Source organism: Bradyrhizobium guangxiense (genome assembly GCF_004114915.1).
Classification (GTDB): Bacteria; Pseudomonadota; Alphaproteobacteria; order Rhizobiales; family Xanthobacteraceae; genus Bradyrhizobium; species Bradyrhizobium guangxiense.
Genome location: NZ_CP022219.1, coordinates 6,902,531 through 6,914,347, shown reverse-complemented (window position 1 = coordinate 6,914,347; position 11,817 = coordinate 6,902,531). Strand labels below are relative to the sequence as shown.

The following is an 11,817-nucleotide window of genomic DNA, read 5'->3' as shown; positions in this document are numbered from 1 at the left end:
TATCTGTATCGCGCGGCGGACCCAATCTGCCGGTCCGGCGACGGCTCAGAAGTCGGAGGCGATGCCCTTGCGCTCCCAGTCGCCGTAGCGGGTCGGCTCGGGCCCCTGCGGTCCCTGCAACTCCCTCGCCTTGGCCGCGCTCTTGGCCTGCGCGGCTGCGGCCTGCCGGCGCGCCTCAGCTTCGGCCAGCGCGCGCTGGGCTGCCGGCGTGAGCTGCTTGCGATCGGGAACGGGAGGCTGGTCACTCATGGTCCGGTCTTCTAGCGCAGGACGCGCCGCGAAGCGACGTCCAATAACGCATTCCTGAAATCGTTCCGCGGAGCTGAAAAAACCGGAAGCCATTCTTACATTTGGCATATTCGCGTGCCAGAGATCGTGTTCTCAAGGCATGCGCCCATTGCGGCGGAACTGCCGCTCGCTCAGAACCTTGCTTCCGCATGCCATCTCAACGTTTCGCCCCTCCGTCCGAAGTGCCCGGCCTTGCAGCACGACGGATTGCCGCCGACATCGTCGACGGCGTGCTGCACAAGCACCGCACGCTTGACGACCAGCTCGACGGCGGCGGCGCCCATCCCGGACTGAAGACGCTGGCCGACCGCGACCGCGCGCTGATGCGGCGCCTGGTCGCCACCGTGCTGCGCCGGCTCGGCACGCTCGGCCATGTGCTGTCCCGCCTGCTCGACAAGGGCATCCCCTCCGATGCGCCGCGCGCGCAGAGCGCGCTTCTGATCGGCGCCGCGCAGATCCTCTGGATGGACGTGCCGGATCACGCGGCCGTCGACCTCTCCGTTCGCCTCGTGCAATCCGACCGCCGCGCCGCGCGCTATGCCGGCCTCGTCAATGCCGTGCTGCGCCGCTGCGCGCGCGAGGGCAAGGCGCTGGTCGAAGAGGTCGCCACGCAATCGCTGGACCTGCCGCCATGGCTGCTCGCGCGCTGGAGCGCGCATTATGGCGAGGCGACCGCACGAGAGATGGCGCTGGCGCTTGGCCACGAGCCTTCGCTCGATCTCACCGTGAAGTCGGATCCCGCGCAATGGGCGAGCCGCCTGCATGGCGAGACGTTGCCGACCGGAACGGTGCGGATGCTGCTGCACGGCTCGGTGACCATGCTGCCCGGCTTCAGCGAGGGACAATGGTGGGTGCAGGACGCCGCCGCAGCGCTGCCGGCGCGGCTGTTCGGCGACGTCAAAGGCAAGTCCATCGCCGACCTCTGTGCCGCCCCCGGCGGCAAGACCGCGCAACTGGCGCATGCCGGCGCACAGGTCACGGCGATCGACCGCTCGCCCGCCCGGGTGGCACGGCTGCGCGAAAATCTGGCGCGGCTGTCGCTCCAGGCCGAGACCGTCGTCGCTGACGCCGTGGAATGGGCCGGCCCCGCCGAGGGCTTCGACGGCATTTTGATCGATGCACCCTGCACCTCGACCGGCACGATCCGGCGCCATCCCGATGTCGCCTGGCTGCGGCAGGAATCTGACATCGCCGCGCTGACCGCACTCCAGGGGCGGCTGCTGCGAAAATCAGTGTCGCTGCTCAAGCCCGGCGGTACGCTGATCTATTGCACCTGCTCGCTGGAACCCGAGGAAGGCGAGCACGCCGTGGCGGCGTTGCTGGCGGCGGAGCCCGCGCTTCGGCGCGTCCCGATCGAGGCCTCGGAGGTCGCGGGTCTCGACGAAATCATCACGGCCGACGGTGATCTGCGCCCCCTGCCCTGCCATCTGCCGAACGCCGATCCCAAGCTCGGCGGGCTCGACGGATTCTTCGCAAGCCGACTCGTTAAATCCTGATTTTGCACCGGTTTGTGCAACTCCGACACTGATTCGTCCCGTTCAGGGTGGTGTCAGGCGGTCGATTTTGGGATTAATAAGGATTCGTCGGAATCCTCTCCCCCTTCAAGGCAAGGCGTGTCGGTCGCTCAACGCAGACATATCTCGACGCTGGTCATGAACCGCTTCGCGCGGAACATGCTCGCGCGCGCGAGCGGCGGTTCCGTTGCGCTGTCCAGGGTCTGGCCGAGCCGCACCGACCGGTTGATCATCGCGCCGCACGACTTACGCACCGCGGATGCGACCCGCGCCGCCGAGATCTATGCCGGCCGCTTCGTCTTCGCCGGCAAGATCGTCAATTGCCACGGCCGCTCGATCTTCGATCTCGAGCCGCCGTCGGAGGATTGGGAGGTCGCGCTGCTCGGTTTCGGCTGGCTGCGCCATTTGCGCGCCGCCGACACTGCGCTGACACGGGCGAATGCGCGCGCCCTGATCGAAGACTGGATCGCCAACCCCGCCAACAAGCGTCGACCGGTCGCGCGCCGCGCCGACGTGCTGGCGCGGCGCGTGATTTCGCTGCTGTCCCAGGCGCCGCTGGTGCTCAACGAGACCGACAACAAATTCTACCGCCGCTATTTACGCGCCCTCGCGCGCGAGATCCGCTTCCTGCGCTACACCATGGTCGACATTCCCGACGGGGTGCCGAAGCTGCAGGTGCTGATCGCGCTCTGCTATGCGGCGCTGTGCCTCGCCAACCAGGCAGGCCACATCCGCAGCGCATCGAAGAAGCTGTCGGACGAATTGCAGCGGCAGATCCTGCCCGACGGCGGCCACATATCCCGCAACCCGGGCGCGCTGATCGAGCTCCTGATCGACCTGTTGCCGCTGCGACAGACTTTTGCCGCGCGCAACATCGCGCCGCCGCCGGCACTGCTCAACGCGATCGATCGCATGATGCCGATGCTGCGCTTCTTCCGACACGGCGACGGCAATTTCGCGCTGTTCAACGGCATGAGCGCGACGTCTTCGGACCTGCTCGCCACGCTGCTCGCCTATGACGACACCCACGGCGCGCCGATGGCCAACATGCCGCATACCGGCTTTCAGCGCCTCGATGCGGGCCAGACCACCGTGATCATCGACCCCGGCCCGCCGCCGCCCGCCGGCGTCAGTCACGACGCCCATGCCGGCTGCCTGTCGTTCGAGCTGTCCTCCGGCATTAGCCGCATCGTCACCAATTGCGGCATGCCGACCACGGGCCGGGACAATTGGCGGCCGTTCGCGCGCAGCACCGCGGCGCATTCGACGCTGACCTATCACGACACCTCGTCCTGCCAGTTCGTGGAGATGTCGGCGATGAAGCGGCTCTTGCACGGCGCACCCGTCACCAGCGGGCCCGTCGAGGTCGAAAGCTATCGGGAAGTCGTGCAGAACGGCACGCTGCTCACGACCTCGCATGACGGCTATCTCGCCAAGTTCGGCGCGATCCACCGCCGCGTGCTGATGATCGCCAATGACGGCGCGCGCATCGACGGTGAAGACACGCTGTCGCCGCCGCAAGGCGGACGCTTCAAGGGGGCGGATGCCGATTTCGCGCTGCGCTTCCATCTCCATCCGGCGGTGAAGGCGAGCCGGCTGTCGGATGCGCGCGGCGTCATGCTGGTGCTGCCGAACCGCGACGTCTGGACCTTCGAAGCGCTCGACGACAAGGTCGACCTCGATGACAGTGTGTTCCTGGCCGGCAATGACGGCCCCCGCCGCACCGCGCAGATCGTGATCCGGCAGGATGCGCGGCAGGCACCCTCGATCCGCTGGAGCTTTGTCCGCTCCACCGCCTCGCCCGCGGTCACCAATGCCCGCCGCAACGCCCGGCGTGAGCCGGAACTTCCGTTGTAAACAGGCGCGATCCGGCCCTATCTCGTCGTTGTGAAAGTGGCCAAAAGCTGCTATCGAGCGCTCGTTCGCGCGACTGGCGACCTTGGATGGAGCACCATCGGGAAGCGCGACACATATCCGCCGCGCGCCTGGGCATAGACACTCCCTGAACAGAGGATCTTGCTCATGACTGACCATCCCCGCCGCGTCACCCGCGCTCTTCTCTCCGTTTCCGACAAGACCGGCTTGATCGAATTCGCCAAAGCGCTGGCCGCGCATGATGTCGAGCTGGTCTCGACCGGCGGCACAGCGAAGGCGATCGCCGCCGCAGGCCTCAAGGTGAAGGACGTTTCCGACCTCACCGGCTTTCCCGAGATGATGGACGGCCGCGTCAAGACGCTGCATCCGAAGGTGCATGGCGGCCTGCTCGCGATCCGGGACAACAAGGAACACGCGGAGGCGATGAAGGCGCACGGCATCGCGCCGATCGATCTCCTCGTCGTCAATCTCTATCCATTCGAAGCCACCGTCGACAAAGGTGCAGGCTTCGAGGACTGCATCGAGAACATCGACATCGGCGGCCCCGCGATGATCCGCGCCGCCGCCAAGAACCATGACGACGTCGCCGTCGTGGTCGAGGCACAGGACTATCAGGCCGTGCTCGACGAGCTCGCTGCCAACCAGGGCGCCACCACGCTGAAGCTGCGTCGGCGGCTGGCCGCAAAGGCCTATGCCCGCACCGCGGCCTATGACGCCGCGATCTCGAACTGGTTCAACCGTCAGCTCGAGATCGACGCGCCCGACTTCCGCGCCTTCGGCGGCAGGCTGATCCAGTCGCTGCGTTACGGCGAGAACCCGCACCAGACCGCGGCATTCTACGCGACGCCCGACAAGCGCCCGGGCGTCTCGACCGCGCGGCAGCTGCAGGGCAAGGAGCTCTCCTACAACAACATCAACGACACCGATGCGGCCTATGAATGCATCGGCGAGTTCGACGCCAAGCGCACGGCGGCCTGCGTCATCGTCAAGCACGCCAATCCCTGCGGCGTCGCGGAGGGTTCGAACCTCGTCGAAGCCTACCGCCGGGCGCTGGCCTGCGATTCCACCTCGGCCTTCGGCGGCATCATCGCGATGAACCGCGCGCTCGACGCCGACACCGCGCGCGAGATCACCAAGATCTTCACCGAGGTGATCATCGCACCCGACGCGACCGAGGAAGCGATCGCGATCATCGGCGGCAAGAAGAACCTGCGCCTGCTGCTCGCCGGCAGCCTGCCCGATCCCCGCGCGCCCGGCCTCACCGCCAAGACGGTGGCGGGCGGTCTGCTCGTGCAGAGCCGCGACAACGCCGTGGTCGACGACATGACGTTCAAGGTCGTGACCAAGCGCGCGCCGACCGATGCAGAAATGCGCGACCTCAAATTCGCGTTCCGGGTGGCAAAGCACGTCAAGTCCAACACCATCATTTACGCCAAGGATCTCGCCACCGTCGGCATCGGTGCGGGCCAGATGAGCCGGGTGGACTCAGCCCGGATCGCGGCGCGCAAGGCGCAGGATGCCGCCAACGAGCTGAAGCTTGCCGAGCCGCTCACCAAGGGCTCGGTGGTGGCCTCGGATGCGTTCTTCCCGTTCGCCGACGGCATGCTCGCCTGCATCGAGGCCGGCGCCACCGCGGTGGTGCAGCCCGGCGGCTCCATGCGCGACGACGAGGTGATCAAGGCCGCCGACGAGCACGGCATCGCCATGGTGTTCACGGGCACGCGGCACTTCCGGCACTGAGCCACACCAAGACCGTAGCCCGGATGGAGCACAGCGAAGTCCGGGTTCTCGCCCCGTGGAAAGACCGCCCCGGATTGCGCGCAGCGTAATCCGGGCGACGAACGATGGCGGGAGTTTACGGCGCCCGCACCCGCATCAACAGCCCCAGGCCTGCGACGAAGAACACCACCAGCACGGCCATGCCGGCTTTCTGGCTCGCGGTCGCCGCCGTGATCATGCCGATCAAGAGCGGTCCGATGAAGGACGTCACTTTCCCGGTCAGGGCGAACAAGCCGAAATATTGCGCGATGCGATCTTTCGGTGCGAGGCGGATCAAGAGTGTGCGCGAGGCGGCCTGCAATGGGCCGCCGGCCGCACCGATCAGGCAGCCCAGCACGAGATAGGCGCGCTCGGCCGCACTCGAGAACAGGGCCGCACCCGCTTGCAGCGGTGCGACCTTGACGAACAACACACTGTCCTTGTCGACCAGCAGGATCGCCGCCACCGACAGGAGCAGGACCAGCAGGCTGCCGGTGATGACGCGCTTCGGCCCGAGACGATCGTCGAGCTTGCCGCCGAGCCAGGCGCCGAACGCACCCGCAATTGCGAGCATGATGCCGAACGTGCCGATCTGGATCGTGTGCCAGCCGAAGGTGCCCGCGGCATAGATGCCGCCGAACGCGAACAGCGATACCAGTCCGTCGGTGTAGATCATGTTGGCGAGCAGGAATGCCGCCAGGGATCTTTGCTGCGGCAGGCCCTTGATCGATTGCTTGAGCTCCGCCAGCCCTTCACGCAGCGCCTCGCGGATGGGCCGCTTTGCCGGATAGTCCGGCGTGAACAGGAACATCGGCGTCACGAAGATGATGAACCACAGCCCGGTCAATGGCCCCGCGGCACGGTCGCCCTGATGCGTGACGGGATCGAGCCCGAACAGCGGCGTGAGGCCGAGCAGCGTGCGGCCGGTCTCGGGATTTGCGGCGAGCAGGCCGAGCACGACGATCAGGCTGACGATGCCGCCGATATAGCCCGTCGCCCAGCCGGTGCCGGAGAGGCGGCCGATCCGCTCCGGCGGCACCAGGGTCGGCATCATCGCGTTGTTGAAGAGCGTGGCGAATTCCGCACCCACGCTGGCGAGCGCGACGGCCGTGAGCAGCGGCGGAATCACGGCGCTATCGCCGGGCTTGCCGATCCACAGCGCGCACGACGCCAACACCAGCACCGCGCCGAAGCCTGCGATCCACGGCTTCCTTCGGCCGGAGGCATCCGCGATCGCTCCCAACACCGGCGACAGCAGCGCGATCGCAAGGCCCGCAGCCGCCATCGCAAATCCCCACAGCGACTGGCCGGCGGCAGGATTCGGCGCAACGCTGGTGGCGAAATAAGGCGCGAACACGAAGGTCGTGATCAACGTGAAATAGGGTTGGGCGGCCCAATCGAAGAAGATCCAGCTGACGACGGCAGCGCGCGGCGGATAGGCACGCTGCGCGGCCGCCATGCGCATATCCGGAGCGATCGTCGTCATCACGCAGTCCTCATCACGAACAGTTTTGCCTCTGTTGGCGCAAACGGTATAGCATTGCCGCGAGGCGTGTGAACCGGTCCGAAGCCGCCGCGGAAATTTGATGATGTCGTCACGTTCGACACGGCGGGCATTTTTCGCCGTCATCGCCACCCTGGCGTTTACTCTCGCAACAGCAACCGCTCAGGATGCGCGGCGCGCCTATGTTCCAGCAGCGCCCGACACCGTGCGCGCGATTGCCGCCGAGCACGGCATGGTGGTCGCGCAGGAGAAGATATCCGCGCAAGTTGGCGCCGAGATCCTGCGCCGCGGCGGCAATGCGGTCGACGCAGCGGTCGCGACCGGCTTTGCGATGGCCGTGACCTATCCGCGCGCCGGCAATATCGGCGGCGGCGGCTTCATGGTGATCCATTCCGCTGACCGCAACGACGACATCGCGATCGATTACCGCGAGACGGCGCCAGCGGCGACCACGCCGCAGATCTTCCTCGGCGCCGATGGCAAGCCCGATCCGGCGAAGTCACGGGATTCCCCGCTCGGCGTCGGTGTGCCCGGCACGGTCGCAGGGCTTAGCCTGGCACTGGAGAAATACGGCTCCGGCCAGTTCACGCTGGCGCAATTGCTCGAGCCTGCGATTGCGCTCGCCCGCGATGGTTTCGCCGTCGGCGACGACATCGCCGATACGCTGCCCGGCTGGCACCGGCGGCTGGCGCGCTGGCCTTCTTCCGCCAGGATCTTCTCGCGGCCCGATGGCACGCCGATCGGTGAAGGCGACAGGCTGGTGCAGACCGATCTCGCTGAAACGCTGTCGGCCGTCGCGGCACAGGGGCCGCGCGGTTTCTATGAGGGGCCGGTCGCGGAAAGACTGGCCAAGGCCGTGGCTGATGCGGGCGGCATCATGACGCCGGCTGATTTGAAGACCTATCAGCCCGTGGTCCGCGCGCCGGTGCGCGGCACCTATCGCGGCTATGACATCGTGTCGATGCCGCTGCCTTCGTCCGGCGGCGTCGTGCTGGTCGAAACGCTCAACATTCTCGAGGGCTTTCAGCTTGCCGATCTGAAGCAGGGATCGCCGGCCTCGCTGCATCTCCTCATCGAGGCGATGAAGCGCGCCTATGCGGACCGCGCGCGCTATCTCGGCGATCCCGCCTTCGTCAATGCACCGATCGAGACACTGATCGCAAAGGACTACGCGGCCAAGCTGCGCTCCGGAATCTCCTCCGACCGCGCCACGCCGTCCCAGGAGCTGGTTTCCGCGGTCTCCTCGCCGCGCGAGGGCAGCAACACCACGCATTTCTCGGTCGTCGATTCCCGCGGCAACGCCGTCAGCAACACCTACACACTGAACTTCAGCTACGGCGTCGGCCTCATTGCCGAGGGCACCGGCGTGCTGCTCAACAACGAGCTGGACGACTTCACCGCCGCTGTCGGCGCCTCCAATGCCTACGGACTCGTCGGCTTCGAGCCCAATCTGCCCGGACCCGGCAAACGTCCGCTCTCGTCGATGTCACCGACCATCGTGCTCAGGGACGGCAAGCCGGTGCTGGTGACGGGCTCGCCCGGCGGCAGCCGCATCATTTCCAGCGTGCTGCAGGTCATCGTCGACGTGCTCGATTACAAGATGGACGTCGCGGCCGCCGTCGCGGCGCCACGGCTGCATCACCAATGGTTACCCGACGAGGTGCGCGTCGAGCATGGCTTTCCCGATGATGTGCTGCTCAAGTTGAAGGCGATGGGCCATCACGTCGTGGAGCCGATGGGGCAGACATCGGCCAATTCGATTCTCGTGACGCCGAACGGGCCGCTCGGCGCGCCCGACCCGCGCACCCGCGGCGCGGAAGCCGCGGGACACTAGAGCATTTTCGGTTCTGATTGAATCAGAACCGATGCTCTAGATTCTTGTTTTGACGCGTTTTCGTCACGCGAACCGGTGTCCACTTCGCTCGAAAGCGCTCTGGTCCCGTCATTTGCATGGCACGGGAGCGCGGGCCCGCTAGCTCTCGCGGCTACGCGTGCTACCAAGGCGCAGCCTAGAAACTGCCGGGGAAAGCGCCCATGACGACAACCGATCCGCTCCAGCGCATCGAGCGCGCCGAGATCGAGGACACCAGCCTTCTCGCGTTCTATCGCGACATGAACACGCCGGAGCGCCGGACGTTCTGGGCGTGCGCGGCGGGCTGGGCGCTCGACGGCATGGACTTCATGATTTATCCACTGGTGATCGGCACCATCATCGCGCTGTGGAAGGTCGATGCGGCGTCCGCCGGCCTCGCCGGAACAGTGACGCTGCTCGCCTCCGCGATCGGCGGCTGGCTTGGCGGCTATCTCTCCGATCACATCGGGCGGGTCAGGACGCTCCAGATCACCATCATCTGGTTCTCGTTCTTCTCGCTGGTCTGCGCGGTCGTGCAGAATTTCGATCAGCTCCTGATTGCGCGCGCCGTGCTCGGCCTCGGCTTTGGCGGCGAATGGGCCGCCGGCGCAGTTCTGATGGGCGAAGCGATCCGGCCGCAATATCGCGGGCGCGCCGTCGGATCGGTGCAGTCCGGCTGGGCGGTCGGCTGGGGCCTCGCGGTGCTGTCGCAGGCGATCCTGTTCTCGATCCTGCCGGCGGAGACGGCCTGGCGCTGGATGTTCGTGATCGGCGCGCTGCCCGCGCTGCTGGTGTTCTACACCCGCCGCTCCGTCACCGAGCCGGAGATCGCGGCCGAGGCGCGCGCCAGGCACGCGGAGACCGGCAGTCATCCAAAGCTTTGGGAGATCTTCACCTTCCCGATCGCGAAGACCACGGTGCTTGCGTCGCTGATGGCGACGGGCTGCCAGGGCGGCTACTACGCCGTCACGTTCTGGGTGCCGCAATTCCTCACCAAGGAGCGACATCTGTCGATCGTCGGCTCGACCGGTTATCTCTCGACGCTGATCATCGGCTCCTTCATCGGCTATCTCACGGGGGCCTGGCTCGCTGACCGGATCGGACGTCGTAATCTGTTCCTGATCTTCTCGATCGGCGCCATGGCGGTGGTGCTGCTTTATACGCAGCTGCCGCTCACCAACGAGATCCTCTGGATTCTGGGTTTCCCGCTCGGCTTCTTCGCCTCGGGCTATTTCTCCGGGGTCGGCGCGTTCCTGACAGAGCTCTATCCGACGCGCCTACGCGGCTCCGGCCAGGGCTTCTGCTACAATTTCGGCCGCGGCATCGGCGCGCTGTTTCCGTTCCTGGTCGGCGCGCTCTCGGCAACGACGTCGCTTGCGAATGCGATCGCGATCTTTGCGGTGGTGGCATACGCAGTGTTCTTCATTGCCGCCTTCGCGCTGCCCGAGACGCGCGGACGCGTGCTGCATGCGCACTGATAGTCATCCCAGGGCGGCTCGCAGAGCCGAACCCGGGATCTCGAGATTCTCAGGCGCGCAATTCCACACCGCCTCGGAATGACAGTGAAAAAGACTACCGTCCCACCTGGTAGGGCCCGCCCTTTTCCAGCGCTCTGGCGTAAGCCGGCCGCGCGTGGATGCGATCGAGGAATGCCATCGCCTTGGGATGACCCTGCTCAAGCCCGCCGCGCGCTTGCGCAGCCTCGAGTGGGAAGCTCATCTGGATGTCTGCCGCGGTGAACTCGTTGCCGGCGAACCACTCGCTCTTCGCAAGCTCGCCTTCCCAGTAATCCATGTGCTGCTTGAGCTGCGGATTGACCAGCGTGGTCAGCGCCTGGTTCGAGACCTTTCGCACCAGCGGACGAAGCAGCGCGGGTGCGCGCTTCGGCATCAGCGTGAACAGCAGCTTCAGCAGCAGCGGCTGCATCGCAGACCCTTCGGCGTAATGCAGCCAATAGGTGAAGCGCAGCCGCTCCGGCGTGTTCGGCGGCGGAATCAGCCGGCCGTTGCCGTAGGTCGCGAGGATGTATTCGATGATCGCACCGGACTCCGCGATGGTGTTGCCGTTGTCGGTGATGACGGGCGACTTGCCGAGCGGATGGATGGCGTGCAGCTCCTTCGGCGCGCGCATGTCCGGCTGGCGCTGATAGCGCACGATCTCGTAAGGGACGCCCAACTCTTCGAGCAGCCACAGCACGCGCTGCGAGCGGGAATTATTGAGGTGGTGAACGGTCAGCATCGGCAAGATCCCCTGGGCTAGGCGTGGCCAGTCGGTCGCGCGTTGGTGCCAGCCCGGGAACACAATGTCGAGCCGCCGGTGCGGATATTTTCATCCGGGTGTATTGACCCCTGTAATTTACCCGGGTATTAAACCATCCCAGCGTCTTCAATATGGCAATGATTTCAATGCAAAAAACCTTCACCGCCTTCCAAGGGCAGCGCCGCCTGGTGTCGGGATCGGCAGGCGAAGTCGCGCTCGTCGTCAAGCGGGTGGCGCCGCGGCCGGACGAGTCCATCATCATCTTCGAGGACGCGACGGGTCGCTCGATCGATTTCGATCTGCGCGGCGGGGATCGCGAGGTGCTGGCGCGGTTGGCGAAGCTCGTCCCGCCGTCGGTGGAGGAGAGCACGCCACCGAGCGAGCCGCGCGGCCGCGGCCGGCCCAAGCTCGGCGTGGTCGCGCGCGAGGTGACGCTTTTGCCGCGGCACTGGGAGTGGCTCGGCGCGCAACCGGGCGGCGCCTCGGTCGCGCTGCGCAAGCTGGTCGACGAGGCCCGGCGCATCAGCGGCGACAAGGACCGCGAGCGGCAGGCACGCGATGCCGCCTATCACTTCATGTCGACCATGGCGGGCAACCTGCCGCAGTTCGAGGAAGCCTCGCGCGCGCTGTTTGCGGATGACCGGCGGCGCTTCACCGCACTGATCGCGGACTGGCCGACCGACGTCCGCGACCACATCGTCAAGCTCGCCTACAGCGACCGCGCGTAAAGCGCGCGTCTTCCCCTCATCGACGGCCGAGCCGCGCAT

General features: G+C 66.4%; 9 protein-coding genes and 1 riboswitch. Of the genes, 6 read left to right on the top strand and 3 right to left on the bottom strand.

Features of this window, described 5'->3' with window-relative positions; genetic code table 11:
• Positions 1–45: 45 nt before the first annotated feature.
• Positions 46–249 carry a DUF1674 domain-containing protein gene (locus X268_RS33120; RefSeq protein WP_128928839.1) on the bottom strand — a complete coding sequence of 68 codons (204 nt, stop codon included), beginning with the start codon at positions 247–249 and terminating at the stop codon, positions 46–48.
• A gap of 188 nt (positions 250–437) precedes the next feature.
• Between X268_RS33120 and X268_RS33115 the strand changes: the two genes are divergently transcribed.
• The 3 genes from X268_RS33115 (at position 438) to purH (ending at position 5,417) form a co-directional block, all read left to right on the top strand.
• Positions 438–1,784 (top strand): RsmB/NOP family class I SAM-dependent RNA methyltransferase, encoded by a 1,347-nt coding sequence (locus X268_RS33115; RefSeq protein ID WP_128928838.1) that lies wholly within the window; start codon positions 438–440, stop codon positions 1,782–1,784.
• A gap of 156 nt (positions 1,785–1,940) precedes the next feature.
• Positions 1,941–3,659, top strand: coding sequence for a heparinase II/III family protein (locus X268_RS33110; RefSeq protein ID WP_164938059.1), 1,719 nt, complete (start codon positions 1,941–1,943; stop codon positions 3,657–3,659).
• 59 nt (positions 3,660–3,718) lie between these two features.
• A riboswitch (ZMP/ZTP riboswitch) is annotated at positions 3,719–3,800 on the top strand.
• Positions 3,801–3,824: 24 nt separating this feature from the next.
• Positions 3,825–5,417, top strand: coding sequence for a bifunctional phosphoribosylaminoimidazolecarboxamide formyltransferase/IMP cyclohydrolase (purH, locus tag X268_RS33105; protein WP_128928836.1), 1,593 nt, complete (start codon positions 3,825–3,827; stop codon positions 5,415–5,417).
• Between the two features lie 115 nt (positions 5,418–5,532).
• Here the strand turns inward: purH and X268_RS33100 are convergent, their stop codons facing one another.
• On the bottom strand, positions 5,533–6,921 hold the full coding sequence (locus X268_RS33100) for an MFS transporter (RefSeq protein WP_128928835.1): 1,389 nt from the start codon (positions 6,919–6,921) through the stop codon (positions 5,533–5,535).
• Positions 6,922–7,021: 100 nt separating this feature from the next.
• Between X268_RS33100 and ggt the strand changes: the two genes are divergently transcribed.
• A complete protein-coding gene (ggt, locus tag X268_RS33095; RefSeq protein WP_128928834.1) occupies positions 7,022–8,773 on the top strand; it encodes a gamma-glutamyltransferase in 1,752 nt (583 codons plus the stop codon).
• Between the two features lie 200 nt (positions 8,774–8,973).
• The gene (locus tag X268_RS33090; protein WP_128928833.1) at positions 8,974–10,269 is read left to right on the top strand and encodes an MFS transporter; all 1,296 of its coding nucleotides are present in this window, start codon (positions 8,974–8,976) and stop codon (positions 10,267–10,269) included.
• A gap of 94 nt (positions 10,270–10,363) precedes the next feature.
• Here the strand turns inward: X268_RS33090 and X268_RS33085 are convergent, their stop codons facing one another.
• The gene (locus X268_RS33085; protein ID WP_128928832.1) at positions 10,364–11,029 is read right to left on the bottom strand and encodes a glutathione S-transferase family protein; all 666 of its coding nucleotides are present in this window, start codon (positions 11,027–11,029) and stop codon (positions 10,364–10,366) included.
• 152 nt (positions 11,030–11,181) lie between these two features.
• Here X268_RS33085 and X268_RS33080 point away from each other — a divergent pair, with 152 nt between their 5' ends.
• Entirely contained in the window at positions 11,182–11,778 is a 597-nt protein-coding gene (locus tag X268_RS33080; protein WP_128928831.1) for a DUF2239 family protein, read from the top strand.
• Positions 11,779–11,817: the final 39 nt, after the last annotated feature.